This window comes from uncultured Xylophilus sp. (genome assembly GCA_913776965.1).
Lineage (GTDB): Bacteria > Pseudomonadota > Gammaproteobacteria > Burkholderiales > Burkholderiaceae_C > Xylophilus.
The window spans coordinates 42121-62756 of sequence record CAJYQL010000101.1 but is presented as its reverse complement, the minus strand read 5'-3'; the positions used below and the strand labels follow the sequence as shown (position 1 = coordinate 62756).

General features: G+C 71.6%; 14 protein-coding genes. 10 read left to right on the top strand and 4 right to left on the bottom strand.

Annotated elements, in window-relative coordinates; translation table 11 throughout:
- Positions 1-22: 22 nt before the first annotated feature.
- The 3 genes from QZ500_RS14415 to QZ500_RS14405 all read left to right on the top strand — a co-directional run bounded on the left by QZ500_RS14415 (position 23) and on the right by QZ500_RS14405 (position 3757).
- On the top strand, positions 23-1786 hold the full coding sequence (locus tag QZ500_RS14415) for a thiamine pyrophosphate-requiring protein (RefSeq protein ID WP_295856096.1): 1764 nt from the start codon (positions 23-25) through the stop codon (positions 1784-1786).
- A 109-nt stretch (positions 1787-1895) separates the two neighbouring features.
- Complete coding sequence (locus QZ500_RS14410; protein ID WP_295856095.1) at positions 1896-2921, top strand: porin; 1026 nt, start codon at positions 1896-1898, stop codon at positions 2919-2921.
- 2 nt (positions 2922-2923) lie between these two features.
- Positions 2924-3757 (top strand): SDR family NAD(P)-dependent oxidoreductase, encoded by an 834-nt coding sequence (locus tag QZ500_RS14405; RefSeq protein WP_295856094.1) that lies wholly within the window; start codon positions 2924-2926, stop codon positions 3755-3757.
- A 41-nt stretch (positions 3758-3798) separates the two neighbouring features.
- Here QZ500_RS14405 and QZ500_RS14400 read toward each other — a convergent pair whose 3' ends face one another.
- Both QZ500_RS14400 and pbpC read right to left on the bottom strand, forming a co-directional pair.
- A complete protein-coding gene (locus QZ500_RS14400; RefSeq protein ID WP_295856093.1) occupies positions 3799-6075 on the bottom strand; it encodes a diguanylate cyclase in 2277 nt (758 codons plus the stop codon).
- A 49-nt stretch (positions 6076-6124) separates the two neighbouring features.
- Positions 6125-8326 carry a penicillin-binding protein 1C gene (pbpC, locus tag QZ500_RS14395; RefSeq protein WP_295856104.1) on the bottom strand — a complete coding sequence of 734 codons (2202 nt, stop codon included), beginning with the start codon at positions 8324-8326 and terminating at the stop codon, positions 6125-6127.
- A gap of 251 nt (positions 8327-8577) precedes the next feature.
- On the opposite strand from pbpC, the gene QZ500_RS14390 reads away from it, so the two are divergent.
- Together QZ500_RS14390 and QZ500_RS14385 are read left to right on the top strand one after the other, a co-directional pair.
- Positions 8578-8922 (top strand): hypothetical protein, encoded by a 345-nt coding sequence (locus tag QZ500_RS14390; RefSeq protein ID WP_295856092.1) that lies wholly within the window; start codon positions 8578-8580, stop codon positions 8920-8922.
- A 46-nt stretch (positions 8923-8968) separates the two neighbouring features.
- Entirely contained in the window at positions 8969-10108 is a 1140-nt protein-coding gene (locus QZ500_RS14385; protein WP_295856091.1) for a DSD1 family PLP-dependent enzyme, read from the top strand.
- A 100-nt stretch (positions 10109-10208) separates the two neighbouring features.
- Here the strand turns inward: QZ500_RS14385 and QZ500_RS14380 are convergent, their stop codons facing one another.
- The gene (locus QZ500_RS14380) at positions 10209-10883 is read right to left on the bottom strand and encodes a c-type cytochrome (RefSeq protein ID WP_295856090.1); all 675 of its coding nucleotides are present in this window, start codon (positions 10881-10883) and stop codon (positions 10209-10211) included.
- Between the two features lie 130 nt (positions 10884-11013).
- Here QZ500_RS14380 and QZ500_RS14375 point away from each other — a divergent pair, with 130 nt between their 5' ends.
- On the top strand, positions 11014-11856 hold the full coding sequence (locus QZ500_RS14375; protein WP_295856089.1) for a MoxR family ATPase: 843 nt from the start codon (positions 11014-11016) through the stop codon (positions 11854-11856).
- A complete protein-coding gene (locus QZ500_RS14370; RefSeq protein ID WP_295856088.1) occupies positions 11856-12455 on the top strand; it encodes a GNAT family N-acetyltransferase in 600 nt (199 codons plus the stop codon). The genes QZ500_RS14375 and QZ500_RS14370 overlap by 1 nt, the downstream gene beginning before the upstream one ends.
- 16 nt (positions 12456-12471) lie before the next feature.
- Here the strand turns inward: QZ500_RS14370 and QZ500_RS14365 are convergent, their stop codons facing one another.
- The gene (locus QZ500_RS14365) at positions 12472-13008 is read right to left on the bottom strand and encodes a hypothetical protein (protein ID WP_295856087.1); all 537 of its coding nucleotides are present in this window, start codon (positions 13006-13008) and stop codon (positions 12472-12474) included.
- 75 nt (positions 13009-13083) lie between these two features.
- Here QZ500_RS14365 and QZ500_RS14360 point away from each other — a divergent pair, with 75 nt between their 5' ends.
- The 3 genes from QZ500_RS14360 to QZ500_RS14350 are packed head-to-tail and all read left to right on the top strand — an operon-like array spanning position 13084 to position 20605.
- Complete coding sequence (locus QZ500_RS14360) at positions 13084-14271, top strand: VWA domain-containing protein (RefSeq protein WP_295856086.1); 1188 nt, start codon at positions 13084-13086, stop codon at positions 14269-14271.
- A gap of 5 nt (positions 14272-14276) precedes the next feature.
- Positions 14277-16214, top strand: a complete 1938-nt coding sequence (locus tag QZ500_RS14355; protein ID WP_295856085.1) for a BamA/TamA family outer membrane protein — start codon at positions 14277-14279, stop codon at positions 16212-16214.
- A gap of 11 nt (positions 16215-16225) precedes the next feature.
- On the top strand, positions 16226-20605 hold the full coding sequence (locus QZ500_RS14350) for a translocation/assembly module TamB domain-containing protein (RefSeq protein WP_295856084.1): 4380 nt from the start codon (positions 16226-16228) through the stop codon (positions 20603-20605).
- Positions 20606-20636: the final 31 nt, after the last annotated feature.

Sequence of the window (20636 nt, the reverse complement as noted above, 5' to 3'; positions counted from 1 at the left end):
GGCTGCGCCACCCAGGAACTCCATGCATTCCTCGCTCACCCCCACGGCCGCCGTGCCGACATCCACCGATGCGCCGGCGCCCGATGTGCTGGCCGCCACCGTGCTGCTGCAGACCCTGTTCGACCATGGCGTCGAGTATTTCTTCTGCAATCCCGGCACCGACTTTCCGGCGATCGTCGAAGCCTATTCGCTGGCCGAGGCAGCGGGCGAGATCGGCGTGCGCGTACCTGCGCCGGTCGTGGTGCCGCACGAGAACGCGGCCGTGGCGATGGCGCACGGCGCTTACCTGGCGAGCGGGCGGCCCCAGGCCGTGATGGTGCATGTCAGCGTCGGCACCGCGAACACGGTCAACGGGGCGGCCAACGCCGGTCGCGACCAGGCGCCGATCCTGATCATGGCCGGCCGGTCGCCGATCACCGAGGCCGGCCTGCACGGCTCGCGCAACCGGCCGATCCACTGGGCGCAGGAGATGTACGACCAGGGCGGCATGCTGCGCGAATTCGTGAAGTGGGACTTCGAGTTGCGGATGGCATCCGAGACCGCCGACACCGTCGCCCGCGCGATGGAGGTCATGATGACGTCGCCGCGCGGTCCGGCCTACCTGTCATTGCCGCGCGAGGTGTTGAGCCAGCCGGTGCCGGCCGGGCGCGCCCGGGTGGCGCCGAAATTGGTCGCGGCCGCGCCCTGGCCTCATCCGGAAGCGATCGGGTCGCTGGCGGCATGGGTGGCAGCGGCCGACCGGCCGCTGGTGGTGGCATCGGCCTCGGGCCGCACCCGCGAAGGGTTCGAGGCGCTCGCCGATGTTGCCGAGCGTTTCGCCCTGCCGGTGGTGACGCTGGCCGGACGCTACGCGTGCCTGCCCCACAGCCACCCGATGCATTTCGGCTACCAGGTCAAGCCGCTGCTCCAGGAGGCAGACCTGGTCATCGTGCTGGATTGCGACGTGCCGTGGCTGCCGGCACTCGAATCGCCGCCGGAAGGGTGCCGGGTGGTGCACATCGCCTCCGACCCGGCCTTCGCCCGCTATCCGACCCGCGGCTTTCCGTCGCACCTCGCGATCACGGCAGACCCGGTGCCGGCGCTGGCCGCGCTGCGAACGGCACTGGACGACCAGGCGGTCCACGACAGCCCCGCCGTCATGCGACGTCGCGACCGCCTCGCAGCGCGGCGAGACGTACTGCGCAATACTTGGCAGTCCCAGGGCGATGCCGCGGCCGCCGACGCGGACCACATCCGCCCCGAATGGATCAGCCGCTGCATCCACGAGGCTGTCGGCACCGACGCGGTGATCGTCAACGAATACCCGCTGCGGCTGGAGCACTGCCCGCGCGACCGGCCCGGCACGTTCTACGGCCTGAGCCCGGCCGGTGGCCTGGGCTGGGGCCTGGGCGCGGCCATCGGCATGAAGCGGCTGCGGCCGGATGCGACCGTCGTGGTCACGCTGGGCGACGGCGCCTACATGTTCGACAACCCGACGGCCTGCCACTGGGTGTCGGCCGTGCAGCAGCTGCCGGTGCTGGTGGTGGTGTTCAACAACCAGCTGTACGGGGCGGTCCGCAATTCCACTGCGTCGATGTACGCGGACGGCGCGTCGGCGGGCAACAGCTGCACCTTGCTGGCCGACCTCAGCCCGTCCCCGGCGTTCGAGATGATCGCCCAGGCGAACGGTGCCTACGGCGAACGGGTCGACGACCCCGCAGCGCTGCCCGCGGCCCTGCAGCGCGCGCTGCATGCGGTGCGCGCGGAAGGCCGACAGGCCTTGCTCAATGTGGTGTGCCGCTACTGACGGCCTCCTTCTTTCCAGACCCCCACCTGTCCGTCCACCTGCGCCGCAACGCGCAGGGCGGGCATTCCTGCGCCCTTCTTTCTCCGCTCCTTCCACCACGAGGTATCCCATGAAAGCTTCTCGCCTCTCCTGCCGTCCACGTTCCGCGCTGCTGCTGGCAGGCTTCGCCGTCTGTGCAGCAGCCGGCGCGCACGCCCAGTCGAGCGTCCAGATCTACGGCGTGCTGGACCTCGGCGTCGGCACCTACCGCGACGCCGGCGGCGGGCGCAGCGCGCAGGTCGCCTCGGGCAAGATGACGACCAGCTACCTCGGCTTCAAAGGAACCGAAGACCTCGGCGGCGGGCTGCAGGCGTTCTTCGCGCTGGAATCGCACCTGCGACTCGACACCGGCGAACCGGGCCGCAACGCGACCGACCCCTACTTCTCGCGCAACTCCTATGTCGGGCTGAAGAGCCCGCGGGCCGGTGCGCTGATCCTCGGCCGCTACAACACGCCGTTGTGGCTTGCCGCGGTCAGCACCAATCCGTTCAACGCATCGACCGGGTTCTCGCCGAGCCTGCGGCTGCTGTTCGGGCCGATCGGCAAGACCGGCGGCGACGGCGTCTGGAGCAATTCGGTCATCTACGAAACCCCGCGCATCGCCGGCCTGGGCGGCATGGTCCAGCACCAGATGAAGGAGACCGCCCAGGGCGGCAACACCGGCGCCAACATCACGTACAACGCCGGCGGGCCGCTGGTCCTCGCGGCCGCGGTACAGCAGGTCGAAGCACCCTACACCCGCGGCAAGGAATCGGTCGCGCTGGTGGGTGGCGCCTACAACTTCGGCTTCCTGCGGGCCTTCGGCCAGTACGCGCGGGTGAAGGAGGAAGCCACACCGGCCGCCACGGCCAATACCCGCGACCGCATCGCGCAGGTCGGCGCCTCCATCCCGGTGGGCACGCCCGGCGCCGTGCTGGTGTCGTACGCCGAGGCCAAGACGTCCGGCGCGTTGAACGGGGACCGGAAGATCTTCAGCCTGGGCTACGACCATCGGCTGTCCAGGCGCACCGACCTCTACACCGTGCTGATGAGCGACCGCTACAACGCCCTGCGGCGCGGCGACAGCTTCGGCATCGGCATCCGCCACATCTTCTGACGATGGGTACGCCCGACACACAGGACACCTCGCTGCAGGGCCGCGTGGTGCTGGTCACCGGCGGTGTGCGTGGACTCGGCCGCGAGATGGCCCTGGCGCTGCTCGCCGCCGGTGCCCGCGTGGCCGCGACCGGCTCCACCGCCTCCCCGGCGGCAGATGCCCTGGCCGATGAAGCGGCAGCGCTAGGGGCGGCGGACCGGCTGTGGACTGCGACGGCCGATGTCACCCGGCCGGAAGCGTGCGCCACGCTGGTGGCGGACGTCGTGTCGCGCTTCGGCCGGCTCGACGTGCTGGTCAACAACGCGGGCCGCGGCATGCGGCTGGTCAGCGAGCGCTTCAACACCGAGCCGACCCGCTTTTGGGAGACGGACCCGCAGGCATGGCACAGCATCGTCGCCACCAACCTCGACGGGGCGTTCTACATGGCACGGGCAGCCGTGCCTGGCATGGTCGCGCGCGGGTTCGGGAAGGTGGTCAATATCTCGACCAGCGACCAGACGATGGTGCGGCGCGGCTACGCGCCCTACGGCCCGTCGAAGGCCGGGCTGGAAGCGGCGTCACGCATCTGGGCGGCAGACCTGGCCGGCACCGGCGTGGACGTCAACGTCTTCCTGCCCGGGGGTGCTGCCGACACCGACCTGCTGCCGCCCGGCGTCGATCGCAAGGGCGCCGACGGTCAGCTGCTGCCGGCTTCGGTCATGCGGCGCGGCATCCTGTGGCTGTGCTCGGATGCCTCGAACGGCGTAACCGGCCGCCGGTACATCGCGCGGCTGTGGCCCACGCAGCCCGGCGGCGAGGACACCGCGGCACCGCCGAGCATGCTGTTTCCCGGCTGAGCGCGGGTGCAGCCGCAACCTGATGGCGTTGCACCGCCCGCTCAGGGCGGCAGGTGGTCGCGTGCGAACCGGCTGTCGGCCTGGCGGCCGATGTCGCCGGTGTAGAAGCGCAGCTGGTTCTTGCCGGCACGCTTGGCGCTGTACATCGCGGCGTCGGCATGGCGGGCCAGCAGGTCGTAGGTGTCCCCGTCCTCGGGGAACAGCGCCACGCCCAGGCTGGTGGTCACCCGCAACGAGCGGCCGTCGACCTCGAACGGGTGGCTGGCCAGCGCCACCAGCTTGGCCGCCAGTGCCTGGGCGGACTCGACGTCGGGCACCATCGGCGCGAGCACGATGAACTCGTCGCCGCCCTGCCGGCTGAGCGTGTCGGACTGGCGCAGCGCCGCCGACAGGCGGTGCGCGAACTGCACCAGCACCGCGTCGCCCGCGTCGTGGCCGAGCGAATCGTTGATGTGCTTGAAGCCGTCGAGGTCCAGGTACATCAGCGCGAAACCGGTGCCTTCGCGCCTGCCGCGGGCAATCGCCTGGTGCGCCCGGTCGAGCAGCAGCACCCGGTTAGGCAGGCCGGTCAGCACGTCGTATTGCGCCAGATGGGCCATACGCAGCGCCATCGCACGCGCCTGCGTGACGTCGCGCAGCACCATCACCGCGCCGACCGTCGCGCCGTGGCGGTCCTGGATCGGCGCGGCGGTGTCCTCGATGTCGTAGCGCTCCTGCTGCCGGTTGACCAGGCGGGACGTGCTGCCCTGGGCCACGATACGCTGCTCGCGCAGGGCTTCGGCCACCGGGTCGCGGATGCGGTCCGGATCGTCGCCGTCGTGCAAGGGCAGCACCTCGACCACCGGCCGGCCGACCGCCTCGGCCGGCGGCCAGCCGCTGATCTGTTCGGCCGCCGGGTTCAGGTAGGTGACGCGGCCCTCGGCATCGGTACTGATGACCGCGTCGCCGATCGAGGCCAGCGTCACGCGGATGCGCTCCTTCTCCTCCAGCAGCCGGTCCTCCGCGGCCTTGCGGTCGGTGATGTCGGTCGCCTGCACGAACACGCCCGCCACCTCGTCGCCTTCCATGTCCGGCACGAAACTGACCAGCATGTACCGGCGCTGGCCGGCGCTGTCGGACACCGGCGTCTCGAACAACTGGCGCTCGCCGCCGAGCGCGCGCTCGAAATACAGCGCGTTGGCCCCGAACAGCCGCTGCCCGCGCCGCAGCCCGTCGGGCGTGACCGTGGATTCGTCCACGCCGCCGGCGAAGGTCTCCATGTACCGACTGTTGGCGAAGCGGATGCGCAGGCTGCGGTCCCAATACGCGACCATCGACGGCAGGCTGTCGAGGATGGTGCGCAGATCGCGCTCGGCGGTCCGCAGCTGCTGCGCCACCCGCTGGCGTCCGTCGAGTTCGCGCAGCAGCAGCCAGGCGAGTCCCAGACAGGTGCCCATCAGCCCCAGCGTCACCAGCCCCAGGGTGACGGTACGGCTGCGCCATTCGGCATAGACCATGTCCGCCGACTGGCCCACGGAGATGAGCAGCGGATAGCCCTCTACCGGCTTAAGCAGGTAGATCAGTGGGACCCCGTCGATGCCGGACCGCTCCAGGAACCGCTGCTCGCCCCGCTGGTAGCGCTGGAAGACGGCCGTCTCCCGCAGGGAGCGGCCGATCAGGACCTGGTCCATCGGATAGCGGGCCAGCAAAATCCCGTCGTCGCGCAGCAGCGAGATCCGCCCCTGGTCGCCGAGATTGACCGCATTGAAAAGGCCGTTGAAATACTGCGCCTCTAGCGCCACGACCGCCACGCCGCCGAAACTGCCGTCGGGCCGGGTGACGCGCCGCGACAGCACCACCACCGTGCGGCCGTCGAGACGCGACACCACCGGCTGGCTGATCTCCAACCCCAGGTCGGCATGCTGGCGGTGCCGAATGAAATAGTCGCGGTCGCCGGCCTGGACATTCGCAGGAGCCGATGCAGAGTCGGAGGTGAACCGGACCGCGCCGTCGGGCCCGATCACCACCATCGTTGCCATCCCCGGGACTGCGATCGCCTTGTCGAACAGGATGCGCTGGCGCACCGAGGCGGGCAGCCGCATCGTCGCAGGATCGTTGAGTTCGGCGACCAGTCCGACCAGGGAGCGGTTGTAGAAATCGAGCGTCCGGCTGATGTTCTCTTCGACCGTGTTCGCCAGGTTGGTGTCGGCCTGTAGCACCTGGCGGGTCACGTCGAGCCGGCTTTCGTAGGCGATGGCGGCGAACAGCGCCCCGATGGCCAGCGTGGGCACGGCGGCCAGCACCAGCAGCGCGCGGCGGGAGGACGAGAACAGCGGCATCGGTGAAGGCGGCAGGCGGGGACCGGAAGGCGGCGGGGACGCGCCGATTCTAGGGACGCGCCGCCGGGGCCACCGCCGCACGCACCCCGGCCCCGCGGACCTCGATGCGCACCGTGTCGCGCACGGTCCCGCCGGCATCGACCAGCTCGACACGGTGGCGGCCGGGCCAGGGCAGCCAGTCGACCCGCGCGCCGCGGCCGAGCGGCCGGCCGTCGAGGCGCCACTGTGCCGCGCCTGCCGCACCGGCCGCCTCGAACCGCAGGCGCTGGTGGCGCGGCGGGATGTCCGGGTCGAGCGCCACGATCGTGCCGTCGGCCGGGCCGGCGATGCGCAGCATCTCGGCGTTTTCCGATGATTTTCGGCCTCCAGCGCCCGCTGCGCCTGCGCTTCCAGCTATCGAATCAGGAGCATCCGGCACCGCGAACAACCGCTGCTCGGTGCCGGCGAGAAACCATTCCTCGCGCGGCGCTTCCAGCCCCGGGCCGAAGCGCACCGCGGTGTGCACCAGCCCGGCGGGCGGCGCCGGCGGCTGGCCGGGGGTGCTCCGGTGCAGGAACTGCATCGTCTGCGCCCACACCGGCGCCGCACCCGACACCCCGGACACCGACTGCATCGGCGCGCCCGAGGCGTTGCCGACCCAGACACCGACGGTGTAGCGCGCCGACCAGCCGACCGCCCAGTTGTCGCGCATGTCCTTGCTGGTGCCGGTCTTCACCGCCGCCCATGACCGGGTGGCGAGCACGCTGTCGGTGCCGAAGGTGCGGGCGCGGGCGTTCGGGTCGGCCAGGATGTCGCCGACGATGAAAGCCGCGCGCGGATCGACGGCCGCCCGGGCGGGCGCCGCGGGCGGCGCATCGGCCAGCAGCCGCGTCTCGCCGGCCCGGCCGCCGTTCGCGAGCGTGCGGTAGGCGTTGGCGAGCGACAGCAGCGACACCTCGGCGCTGCCGAGCGCCAGGCTGTAGCCGAAGTAGCCGCCCGACTCCCGCAGCGGCAGGCCGGAGGTGCGCAGCTGATCGAAGAAGGCGTCGGGCGTCACCATCACCAGCGTGCGCACCGCCGGCACGTTGAGCGAGGCCGCCAGCGCGGTGCGGACCGACACATAGCCCTTGAAGCGCCGGTCGTAGTTCTGCGGCACGTACAGGCCGCCGGCGGTGGCGATCTGCTCCGGCGAGTCGAGCACCAGCGACGCCGCGGTGAGCCGCCGCTCGGCGATCGCCTCGGCATACAGGAAGGGCTTGAGTGTCGAGCCGGCCTGGCGCTGCGCCAGCACGCCGTCGACCTCCGCCGCACGGCTCAGCGCGCCCGACGAGCCGACCCAGGCGAGCACGTCCCCGCTCGCGTTGTCGAGCACGACGACCGCGCCGTCCTCCACCTGCCGGCCGCGCAGCTCGCGCAACTGCTGCTGCAGCGCCTGCACCGCGAAGCGCTGCAGCGGCGCCGACAGCGTGGTGCGGACGGTGCCCCCGTCCGGCACGCCGGCACGGCGCAGCGCGAGCCGCGCCAGGTGCGGCGCGATGCCCTCGCTCGGATCGAAGGCGCGCCGCTGCAGCGCCGCGGTGACGAACAGGTCCAGCCCGCCGCAGCCCGCGGGGGTGCTGGCGTCCTGCGCGCGCAGCGCCTCGCAGGCGCGCCGCGTGACCGCTACGGCGCCGGCATTGGGCGCCCGTACCAGGGCGGCGGCGACCGCCGCCTCGCGGGCGTCGAGCCCGTGCGGCGCCTTGCCGAACAGCGTGCGCGCGAGTGCGTCGATCCCCACGATCTCGCCGCGGAACGGCACCAGATTCAGGTAGGCCTCCAGAATCTGGTCCTTGCGCCAGCCGCGTTCGAGCTGCTGCGCGACCACCGCCTGGCCGATCTTCTGCCCGACGCCCCGGCCGCCGGCCCCGCGCTGCAGGTCCTCGTCGAGCAGGCCGGCGAGCTGCATCGTGATGGTCGAGGCGCCGCGGGTGCGCCGGTTCCACAGATTGCCCCAGGCCGCGGCCGACACCGCCCGCCAGTCCACGCCGCTGTGCTCGTAGAACCGCCGGTCCTCCGACAGCACCAGCGCCGTGCGCAGTGCGGGCGAGACGTCGGCGATGCCGGTCCAGTCGCCGCGGCGGGCGGCCGCGTCGGTCCGCAGCCGGTGCAGCAGCGCACCGTCGCGGTCGAGGATGCGGGTGTCGGACGGGCGGAATTCGCGGCGCACGGTGTCGAAGGTCGGCACGGCGGCGACCGCCGTGGCGGCGCAGAGGGACAGGGCCGCACACGCCAGTGCTACCCACTGGGGCCCACGACGGGCCGCCCGCCGCGACGCTGCCAAGGGCGCGAACGCGAAAGGGGAACGGTCAGGCGCGTGACGGGTGGGTCGGGTCATGGAATGAAAGCCGCGGATGGTTGAGTATCGCGCCGGCCCGCGCACAGCCCGTCCGGTTCGCCATCCGGTTTGCGGCATTGGCCGACAGGCCTGCGCCCGGACGCAGCCTAAGGTGACTGTTTCTGATCCCTCTCACCGACCCCACGACCATGACCGGCACTGCCTCGCCCCTCGCCGCCCTTCCGCCCGGCCCGCCCTTTGAACGTACCCGCTACGACGGCGCGGTAATGATCTGCGGCAAATGCCAGAAGCGCGACAGCGGGCCGTCCGGTGTGAAGGCGAAGGACCTGCGCCAGGATTTTCGCGACGCGCTCGGCGAAGCCCGCCGGCACCTGCGCATCGTGCAGACCAGCTGCCTCGGCCTGTGCCCGAAAAAAGCGATCGCGGTGGCGGCACTGGCACCCTCGAACACCAGCCTGCTCGCCGCGGTACGGAACAAGGACGATGTGCGGGCGGTGGCGCAGCGGCTCACTGCTGTCAACGCTGAGCGCTGAGCGGCGCAGGCGGCCGCGCCACGCGTCGTGCCACGATAGCGGCCGCATGACACCTCTTCACTCCTTCCCCCTTCCCCCGCCCGCCGTCGTCGGACAGCCGCTGGCATCGGTCGACACACCGGCGCTGCTGCTCGACCTCGACGCCTTCGAGCGCAACCTGGACCGGATGCAGGCGGCCGCCGACGTGGCGGGCATCGCGCTGCGGCCGCACGGCAAGGCGCACAAGACGCCGGCCATCGCCCACGCCCAGATCGCCCGCGGCGCGGTCGGCATCTGCTGCCAGAAGGTCAGCGAAGCCATCGCGTTCGCCGCGGCCGGCATCGGCGACATCCACATCAGCAACGAGCTGGCGTCGGCGTTCAAGGCCGCGCTGGCGGCCGACTTGGCGGGCCGGGTGCGGCTGAGCGTCTGCGTCGACGACAGCGCCCAGGTCGCGGCGATCGGCAAGGCGGCGTCGCGGGCCGGCACGACCGTCGGCCTGCTCGTCGACATCGACATCGGGCAGGGCCGCTGCGGCGTGGCGGATGCGGACGCCGTCCGACGGCTGCTGGACGCGGCGGCACATCACCCGGGCCTCGATTTCCGCGGGTTGCAGGCCTACCAGGGCAGCGTGCAGCACATCCGCGGCCATGCCGCCCGGCAGGAAGAAGCGCAGCGGGCAGCCGACCGTGCCGGCACGATCCGCCGCGCGCTGGAGCAGGCGGGCATCCGCTGCGCCACCGTGACCGGCGGCGGCAGCGGCAGTGCCGAGTTCGACCTGCAGAGCGGCGTCTACACCGAACTACAGGTGGGCTCCTATGCCTGCATGGACCGCGACTATGCGGACAACGAAAGCGGCGCCACCCTGCCCTTCGAACATGCGCTGTTCCTGGCCGCCACGGTGATGAGCACCGCGTCGGGCCGCCATGCGGTGGTGGATGCGGGCCTCAAGTCGCTCGCCGTGGATTCAGGCCTGCCGACGGTCTGGCCGCAGGATGCGGGACTGGTCTACCGGCAGGCGAGCGACGAGCACGGCATCGTCGAACCGGCGGCCGGTGCTGCGTCCGTGCCCGCGCTCGGCACCCTGCTGCGGCTGGTGCCCGGCCATTGCGACCCGACCTTCAACCTGCACGACACGCTGGTCTGCTTCCGGGGCGACACGGTGGCGGACCTGTGGCCGATCGCCGCGCGCGGCATGTCGCGCTGAGCCGGCCGGCAGGCGGCTGTCGCTACACCAACAAAAAAAGCCGCTCGAGGAGCGGCCTTTTTGTGGGGTGGCGATGCTGCCTTCGGCAGCTGCCGTGCGATCAGCGGAAACGCGGTTCCGGCACCGTCTTCAGCTCGCCGTCGAGCGAACCGATGTAGTTGGCCAGCGCCTTCAGTTCGGCATTGGAGAACTGCTTGGCCACACCGGCCATCACGCCGTTGGAGCGGCCGATGGTGGCGTTGTTCTCGGTCTTGTACGACTTGAGCGCGACGAACAGGTAGTCGGCGTTCTGGCCGGCGATCTTCGGGTACGACGGATCGATCGGCTTGGAGAAGTTGGCGCCGTGGCAGGACACGCAGATGCCCTTCTGCAGCAGGGCGGCGACCTGGGCGCTCGGCTCGCGCGAGGGCTTGTCGGGCAGCGTCTTGGCGGCGTCCTTGCCGTGCTGCTCGTAGTAGGCGGACACGTCGGCGATGTCCTGCTCGCTCAGCGTGTCGGCGATGCCGCGCATGGTCGGATGCTTGCGGTCGCCGGCCTTGTAGGCAGCAAGCGAAGTGGCGATGTACTTACCGCTCTGGCCGGATATCTTCGGCACCTTGTAGACCTCGGGGAAGCTCGCCTGGTAGCCGACGATGCCGTGGCAGCCGATGCACATGGCGATCTTCTTCTCGCCGGCCTTGGCATCGCCCTTGACCTCCTGCGCGTGGGCCGCCGGGAGGAACGTCGTCGCGGAAGCGACGGCCAGGGCGTACATCGTGGTCAACAGCTTATTCATTTTGCGAGCACAATCTGGTGGAGGTTCAGACGTCGAATCAACCTTTGATTATAGCCAGCGGGTCTGTCCCGGCCCGCTCCCCGCAGCACCTCCGGGACGCCTCCGGTCCCGGCTCCAGCCCGACCCGCCCATGAAGTTCCAAGGCTCCCAGAACTACGTCGCCACGCCAGACCTGATGCTGGCGGTCAACGCCGCGGCGGCGCTGAAGCGGCCGCTGCTCGTGAAGGGCGAGCCGGGCACCGGCAAGACGATGCTCGCCGAGGAGGTCGCCCAGGCGCTCGGGATGCCGCTGCTGCAGTGGCACATCAAGTCCACCACCAAGGCGCAGCAGGGCCTCTACGAATACGACGCGGTGAGCCGCCTGCGCGACAGCCAGCTCGGCGACGAGCGGGTCAAGGACATCCACAACTACATCGTGCGCGGCGTGCTCTGGCAGGCCTTCACCGCCGACGAACCGGTGGCGCTGCTGATCGACGAGATCGACAAGGCCGATATCGAATTCCCGAACGACCTGCTGCGCGAACTCGACCGGATGGAGTTCTACTGCTACGAGACCCGCGAGGTGATCCGCGCGAAGAACCGCCCGCTGGTCTTCATCACCTCGAACAACGAGAAGGAGCTGCCGGACGCCTTCCTGCGCCGCTGCTTTTTCCACTACATCCGCTTCCCCGATCCCGAGACGATGCAGCGCATCGTGGACGTGCATTTCCCGACGATCAAGCGGGAGCTGCTCGCCGCGGCGATGAAGACCTTCTACGAGGTGCGCAACCTGCCCGGCCTGAAGAAGAAGCCGAGCACTTCCGAACTGATCGACTGGCTGCGGCTGCTGGTGGCCGAGGACATCCCCACCACCGCGCTGCAGTCGCCCGACCAGAAAGTGGCGGTGCCGCCGCTGGTCGGCGCCCTGCTGAAGAACGAACAGGACACCACCCTGTTCGAGAAGCTGGTGCAGATGAACGCGCGCAACCGCTGATGGCCTTCGTCGAACCGGTCACCCTCGCCGCCCGCGGCATTGCGCTGGTGCCGCTCGCTGCCGGCCATGCCGACGGCCTGCGCGCCGCCGCCTCCGACGGCGAACTCTGGCGGCTGCGCGTGACCTCGGTTCCGGAACCGCAGGACGTGGAGGCCTACATCGCGACCGCGCTGCAGATGCGCGAGGCCGGCTCCCGCTTCCCCTTCGCCGTGACCGACGAGGCGACCGGCGTCGTGCTGGGCACCACCAGCTACCACGACATCCTGCCGGCCGTGCAGCGGCTGGAGATCGGCTACACCTTCTACGGCCGCCGCTGGCAGCGCACCCACGTCAACAAGGTCAGCAAGCTGCTCTTGATGGCCCATGCGTTCGACACGCTCGGCTGCCAGGTGGTCGGCTGGCGGACCGACAACTTCAACTACGCGTCGCAGCAGGCGATCGAGCGGCTCGGCGCAAAGAAGGACGGCGTGCTGCGCGGCCATGCGCTGCGCCGCGACGGCACCATCCGTGACACCGTCATGTACAGCCTGCGCGCCGGCGAATGGCCGGAGGCCCGCGCCCAGCTGCTCGACCGGCTGGACCGCGGCGACCGCGCCTGACCGGAGCGGCGACGTGTCAGGCCGCCGCCTCCGCGTCGTCGAACCGGCCGGCCCGTGCGCGCTGCAGGGCCGGCAGGTGCGGCAGCGGCAGGATTTCGCCGAGGCGCTCCGCGACCTTACCCCCATAACTGTCTGGCGACTTGCGCGCCACGAAGGCCAGCGCGGCGATCAGCTCGCCGAGCAGCGCCGCTTCGTCTGCGGCACCGCGCAGCGCACGGATGCAGTCGCCGGCGAGCGGGTCGCGGATCAGCTCCAGCATGCCGACCATGTACATCTTGGCGGCGACCATCGACCGGCGGGTCGAACCCACGTCGGGCGCCAGATCCGCGACTTGCGGCTCCGCCACCGGTGCGGCCGGCGCGGCCTGCTGCAGGTACCCGGCCTCGACCAGCCGCGCGATCGTCGCGTCGGCCGACGGGCCGAACATCGCCCGCAGATCGTCCGCGCCGTGCCGGCCGTTGCACAGGATCAGCAGCTGGCGCTCGGCCGGCCGCAGTCCGCCGGAGCGGTCCTGCAGCGCGGCGAGCGCGCGGTCGGTCTTCAGGTAGGGCATGCCGGCGGTCCTGCGTTGCGGAAGCCGCAGGCTAGCGGCGGGCAGTGAAACCGACATGACAGGAGCATCGCCACCATGCTGACCGACTTCTTCTACACCCTGCGCAGCGCCCGGCTGCCGGTCTCGGTGAAGGAATACCTGACGCTGCTCGAGGCGCTGCAGGCCGACGTGGTCGGGCCGCAATCCGACGGTGCCTGGACGATCGACGACTTCTACCACCTGGCCCGCACCGTGCTGGTGAAGGACGAGAAACACTACGACAAGTTCGACAAGGCCTTCGGCGCCTATTTCCACGGCGTGCAGCAGGTGACCGACCCGACGCGCGAGATCCCTGCCGACTGGCTGCGGCAGCTCCTGGAACGCGAGCTCACGCCCGAGCAGCGCGCGGCCGTCGCCAAGATGGACTGGGACGAGCTGATGCAGACGCTGCAGAAGCGGCTCGACGAGCAGAAGGGCCGGCACGAGGGCGGCAGCAAGTGGATCGGGACCGGCGGCACCTCGCCCTTCGGCCATGGCGGCTACAACCCGCAGGGCGTGCGGATCGGCGGTGCCGGAAAGAATCGCAGCGCGGTCAAGGTCTGGGACCAGCGGGCGTATAAGGACTACGACGACAGCCAGGAACTCGGCAGCCGAAACATCAAGGTCGCGCTGCGCAGGCTGCGCCGTTTCGCCCGCCAGGGCGCGCCCGACCAGCTCGACCTGGAGGACACCATCCATTCGACCGCCGCCAACGCGGGCTGGCTCGACCTGCGCATGGTCCCCGAACGGCGCAACAACGTGAAGCTGCTGCTGCTGATGGACGTCGGCGGATCGATGGACGAGCACGTCGGCCGCGTGGAAGAACTGTTCTCGGCGGTGAAGAGCGAATTCAAGCACCTCGAATTCTTCTACTTCCACAACTGCGTCTACGACTTCATGTGGAAGAACAACCGCCGGCGGTTCGCCGAGAAGTTCGACACCTGGGACGTGATCCGCCGCTACAACAAGGACTATAAACTGGTCTTCGTCGGCGACGCGACGATGAGCCCCTACGAGATCCTGCAGCCGGGCGGCAGCGTCGAATACAACAACGACGAGGCCGGCGCCGAATGGCTGCAGCGCCTGACCCACGCCTTTCCGCACTACGCCTGGATCAACCCGGAACCGCAGGGTGTCTGGCAGTACCGGCAGAGTATCGGCCTGGTGCAGCAGCTGATGTCGCAGCGCATGTACCCTTTGACACTCGCCGGGCTCGAGGAAGCGACGCGGCTGCTGTCAAAATAGGTCGGATGCGATCGAGTCGACACGCCGTACCCTCCTCCCTCCCAACGCCGGCTCGCTTGCCGGCGTTTCTTTTTGTTGCGGCGCTTTCGCTGCAGGGCTGTAGCGTTTTCAAGAAGAGCGACGACGCCGACGCACCGGCCGACGGCAGCCGCATCCTCAGCAGCGCCGAAGCCGGGCAGGACCCGGAGAAGACGCAGGGCGCCGACCGCCGCGATGCCTTCGTGCTGACCGTGCAGGCACCGCCGGAGATCCGCACCTACCTCACCCGGCATCTCGAACTGCAGCGCTACCGCACGCTCGACGACCTGGATGCGCGCGAACTCTCGCGGCTGCTCGGCGCGGCCGAGGCCAATGCACGCGAACTGCTCGGCACGCTCGGCTACTTCGCGCCGCGCATCAGCCTCGAACTCAACGAAACCCCGGCCAGCGGCAAGGCGCCGCGCGAAGTGCTGCTCGCCGTCGATCCCGGCGAGCAGACGCGCATCACCGACGTCGACATCGCCTTCGCCGGCGAGATCGAGAACGACGCCCGCGCCGCCACGCAGCGCAGCGAGGTGACGTCCAACTGGTCGCTGCGGCCCGGCCTGGGCTTCACCCAGGACGCCTGGGACGGTGCCAAGGCGGGTGGCCTGCGCCGCATCACCGCGTTCCGCTTTCCCACCGCCAGCGTGAAGGCAAGCCGCGCCGAGGTCGACGCCGACACGCAGCGGGCAAAGCTCTCGGTCACCTACGACTCGGGGCCGGCCTTCCGCTTCGGGCCGGTGCAGGTGCGCGGCGCCGAACGCTATCCGCCCGAGGTAGCTCAGCGCCTGTCGCGGCTGCCGGTCGGCGCCGACTACGACCAGGCCAAGCTGCTGGAGGCGCAGCAGCGGCTGGCGAGCAGCGGGTACTTCGACTCGGTGTTCCTGACGCTCGATCCCGACGCGCCGAACCCGCTCGCCGCGCCCGTCATCGCGCAGGTGCGCGACGCCAATTTCCAGAAGGTGGTCTTCGGCATCGGCTTCAGCACCGACAGCGGCCCGCGGGTGTCGCTCGACCACACCCACAACCGGCTGCCGCTGATCGGCTGGCGGGCAGTGTCCAAGCTGTCCTTCGACCGCAAGACCAAGGTGCTGAATTCCGAGCAGACCTCCTTGCCCGACGAGAACCAGTGGCGCTGGGTCACCGCGCAGCGACTGCAGCGCGAGACCACCGGCAGCTACGAGGTCAACAGCGGCCGGCTGCGCGGCGGGCGGGCCAAGGGCACCGACCACATCGACCGCAGCTACTACCTGCAGTACGACTATGCGAAGAGCCAGGGGCCGGACGCGCCGCCCAACGCTTCGGCGCTGAGCGTCAACTACAGCTGGACCGGCCGCTACTTCGACAACAACACCGCACCCACCCGCGGCTACGGCTTGGCGCTGGAAGCCGGCCCCGGCTACACGCTGACCAATGAGCGGGCGCCCTTCGTCCGCACCTATGCCCGCGGCCTGTACTTCGTGCCGCTCGGTACGGTGCAGCCGACCGGCGGCGGCGAGGCGCGCCGCAGCCGCCTGCAGCTGCGGGCCGAAGCCGGCGCCGTCGCGACCCGCGCCACCGCGGACGTGCCCGCGCCGCTGCTGTTCCTGACCGGCGGGGACACCACGGTGCGCGGCTACAGCTACCGCCAGATCGGCGCCCGCACCGTCAACGGCCAGCTGTATGCCGGCCGCTACCTCGGCGTGGCGAGTGCCGAATGGCAGCGCCCGATCGTCTGGAACGGCGAGATGACCGAATTCGAAAGCGCGGTGTTCCTGGATGCCGGCGCGGTCGCCGACCGCATCGGCGACCTGCAGGCCAAGGTCGGTGTGGGTGCGGGCGTGCGCTGGCGCAGCCCGGTCGGGCCGCTGCAGGCGGACGTGGCCTACGGCGTCGATGCGAAACAGCTGCGCCTGCACCTGCGGCTCGGCTTCACCTTCTGATCCGGCGCGGCATGGTGTCTTCTGCTTCCCTTCCTTCTTCCGCGCCGGGCGCCCCGACGGGCACGCTCCCCGGCAGCGATCCGCTGGCCGACGTCCGGCCCGACGCGCCCCGCCCGCCGGCACCGCCGCCGCGCCGCCGCCGTCCGCTGCGCTGGCTCGGCTGGCTGCTTGTGGTCATCGGCCTGCTGGTAGCCGGATTGGTAGCCGGCCTGTGGATCTGGACCGGCTCCGACCAGTCCCTCGCCAGTGCGCTGCACCGCGGCGCCCGCTACCTGCCGGCAGGCCAGACGCTCGAGACCCGCGACGTCACCGGGTCGCTGCGCACCGGCGGCCGCATCGGCTGGCTGCGCTGGCAAAGCCCCACGCTGTCGGTCGAGGTGGAAGACGCCACCCTCGGCTGGACGCTCGCGCCGCTGCTGTCGCGCCAGGTGCGGCTCGGCGAGGTACACGCCGCCCGCATCACCATCGCCCGCCAGGGCACGCCGGACGATAGCCCCACCGAGCCGCTCGCCCAGCTGACGCTGCCGGTGGACATCGACCTGCCGTTCCGGGTCGACCGGCTGCAGTGGACCGGCCCGCCGGAAGTGGAAGCCCTGGCCCTCGCAGGCCGCTACCGGTACGTCGGCGGCCACCACCGGCTGAAGGTCGACGGCGTGAACATCGCCGGCAGCCACTACGCCGGCACGGTGGACCTGCAGGGCGCGGCGCCGATGGCGCTCGACGCGACGCTGCGCGGCCGCATCCGCACGCCGGTGCCCGGCAGCGACGTGCCGCTGGCCGTCGGCGCAGGCGTGGCGGTGCGCGGCACGCTGGCGACGGCCGCCGCGCGGCTCCACCTCGCCGCGGCCGTCCTGCCGGCGGAGACCGATGCGCCGGCGACGGCGCCGTCGTCCGAGACGCAACCCGGCGCAGTGCCCCCCGCCCCGGCTGCCGCGATGCGCGCCCGGGCCGCCGCCGAGGTCGCGCCGTGGCTGCCGCAGCCGCTGCTCTCCGCGCGGGTCGAGGCCGAAGGGCTTGACCTGGCGCGCCTGTGGCCGCAAGCCCCCGCCACGTTGCTCAGCGGCACGGTCGATGCCGGCCCGCAGCCCGGCGCATCCGGCGCCGATCCCGCCTGGCGCGCCCGGGCCGCGCTGCGCAACGACCTGCCGGGCGCCTGGGACACCGGCCGCCTGCCGGTCGCCGCCGTCGATGCCGACGCCCGGCTCGACGCCGGCGTGTGGACCGTCCCGGCCGCCACGCTGCAGCTCGGCGGCGGCACGCTGGCCGTCGAGGGCCGCTGGGGCCCGGCACCGTCCGCACCGCCGACGGTTCCGCCGGCAACCGCGCCTGCCACCCCGTCGTCTGCACCGGCCTCCACGCCGGCCGCCCGTCCGGCCCCGTGGGAAGCCCGCGCCACGCTGCGCGGCATCCGTCCAGGCGAACTGCACACCCAGCTCGACGGCCCTGCCATCGGCGGCACCGCGACCGCCGCGCAGCAGGGCGACGCGATCGACTTCGACGTCGATCTGGCCGCCGACACCACCGCACCGCGCGCAACCACGCCCCGCACCGCCGCACGCCGCGAAGGGTCAGCACCGCCCTCGACACTGCGCAGCCTGAACCTCCGCAGCGCCGCCGCCCAGGGCCGCTGGGAAGCCGGCACGCTCGATCTGCGCACCCTGCGCATCCGCGCAGCCGACGCGTCCGCCGACGGCAGCGCGCAGGTCCGCCCGCAGGACAAGGCCGGCCGAGCCAAGCTGGCGCTCGTGCTGCCCGGCGGCCGCGCGACGGTCGACGGCGCCATGGCTCCGACGAGTGGCGCTGGCACCGCCACCGTCGCGCTGCAGGATGCCGCGCTGCTGCAGCGCTGGGTCGAGGCGCTGCCCGGCCTGTCCACCGCGTTCGGCGGCGTGCGGCTCGATGGCGCCGCCCAGCTCGACGCCCGCTGGACCGGCGGCTGGCAACCGGCGCTCGACCGCTGGCAGAAAGGCACGCTGGCGCCCGCCACAGCGAAGGGCGAACTGGCGCTGCAGGCCACGCTGACCGCTTCCCGGTTCGATCTCGCCCTGCCCGCCACTACTGCGGCTGCAGCACCGACATCCGATGCAAAAGCGGCTCCAGCGCCCGCTGCACCTGCGCAAGCAGCTATCAAATCAGGAGCAAAGCCCGTAGTGACCAACACGCGCGCCGCCACCGTCGCCCTGCGGGGCGTGCGGGCCGAGCTGTCCGGCTCGCTGGCGCAGGCCACGCTGTCGCTGCAGGGCGAAGCCGCCACCGGCACGCAGACCGTCAACCTGCGCACCCGCGCCAGCGGCGGCCTGGCCGGCGCCGGCCTGTGGCGGGCGGCCGTTCAGTCGCTGGCGCTGGAGGCACGCGACACCACCCTGCCCGGCCCCTGGCAGCTGGCGCTCGACACGCCGGTGGACCTGCAGCTGCGCCAGGCGCCCGGTAGCCTGTCGGTCGATGCCTCCGCTGCCTCCGCCGCGCTGCGCGGCCCGGCGCCCGGCACCGTGCGCATCGCCTGGCAGCCGCTGCAGTACCGCCAGACCGGCAGCGGCGGCGCCGCCCGCCACCGGCTGCAGAGCAAGGGCCGGCTGACCGGCCTGCCGATGGCCTGGGCCCAGGCCCTGGCCGAGGGCGGCGACGCGGCCCTCGCCAAGCTCGGCCTGTCCGGCGACCTGGTGTTCGACGGCGAATGGGACGTGGACGCCGGCGATACCCTGCGCGCCCGGGCCCGCCTGGCGCGCACCAGCGGCGACATCCGCATCCAGACCGGCGCCGAGGCCCTGCCGCCGACCACCCGCATCACCAGCAGCGGCACCGGCACCGGCGCGCAGAGCGCAGCCGCGTCGGCCCAGCCGGTTGCTACGACCAGCGCCGGCGTGCGGGAAGCGGCACTGACCGTCTCCGCCGACGGCGACGCGGTGCAGGCCCAGCTCGCCTGGGACAGCGAACGCGCCGGCAACCTGCGCGCGAGCGTCGGCACCCGGCTGCAGAAGCAGGACGGCGGCTGGTCTTGGGCCGAGAACGCGCCGCTGCAGGGCACGATCCGCGCACGGCTGCCCAACATCGGCGTCTGGTCGGTGCTGGCGCCGCCGGGCTGGCGGGTGCAGGGCACGCTGGAAGCGGATGCCGCCCTCGCCGGCAACCGCGCCGCGCCGCAGTGGACCGGCACGCTCGCCGCCGACGGCCTGTCGGTGCGTTCGGCGGTCGAGGGGATCGAACTGCGCGACGGCCGCCTGCGCGCCGCGCTGCGCGGCGACCGGCTGGAGATCACCGAATTCCGCCTGCGCGGCGGCACCGGCGCCAGCACCCGGATCGCCGGCATCGCCGGTAGCCGCGCCACCGCTCGCATGGTGGCGGCGCCGTCGGACGGCGGCCTGCTCACCGCCACCGGCAACGTCAGCTGGGTCAGCGGCATCCGCATGGACGTGCGCGCCGTGGCCGAGGCGCTGCGCGTCTCGGTCCGCACCGACCGTCAGGTCACCGTCTCCGGCACCCTGCAGGCGCGGCTCGACGACGGCCGGCTGGTGCTGCGCGGCGCGCTGAAGACCGACCGCGCGGTCATCATCCTGCCCGACGACAGCGCGCCCACGCTCGGCTCCGACGTGGTGATCCGCTCGGCCGCCAAGGACAAGGAGGCCGCCGAGAAGGCCGCCCGCGCCGGCGCACCGCAGTCCAAGGTCGAGACCGCCAAGCCGCCCGACATCGCCGTCACCTTCGACTTGGGCGACGATTTCGCGGTCCAGGGCCGCGGCATCACCACCCGGCTGGCGGGCCAGCTGGATATCCGCAGTACCGACGGTCTGGCGCTGCCGCCGCGCGTCACCGGCGAGATCCGCACCGTACAGGGCCAGTACCGCGCCTACGGCCAGTCGCTGGACGTGGAATCGGGCGTGGCCCGCTTCAACGGCCCCTACGACAACCCGTCGCTTGACATCCTGGCGATCCGGCCGAACATCGCGGTGCGTGCCGGCGTGCAGATCACCGGCACCGCGCAGGCGCCGCGGGTGCGGCTGTACTCCGATCCGGTGCTGACCGATGCGGAGACGCTGTCGTGGGTGGTGCTCGGCCGCAGTACCGCCAGTGGCGGGGCCGAGGCGGCGCTGCTGCAGCAGGCGGCGCTGGCGCTGCTGTCGGGCAGCAAGGGCAGTTCCGGCAACGTCGCGCAGAAACTCGGCCTGGACGAGATCGGCTTCAAGGGACCGGGCTCCGGCAGCGATGCGAGCAGCGCCGCCCTCACCTTCGGCAAGCGCCTGTCGCAGAACTTCTACGTGACCTACGAACGCAGCCTGTCGGGCGCCTTGGGCACGATCTACATCTTCTACGACCTGACCCGCCGACTGACGCTGCGCGGCCAGACGGGGTCGAAAAGCGCGGTGGATCTGATCTACACGGTCCGGTTCGACTGAGGAACCGAGGAGCGGGCCGCGCCTACAATCG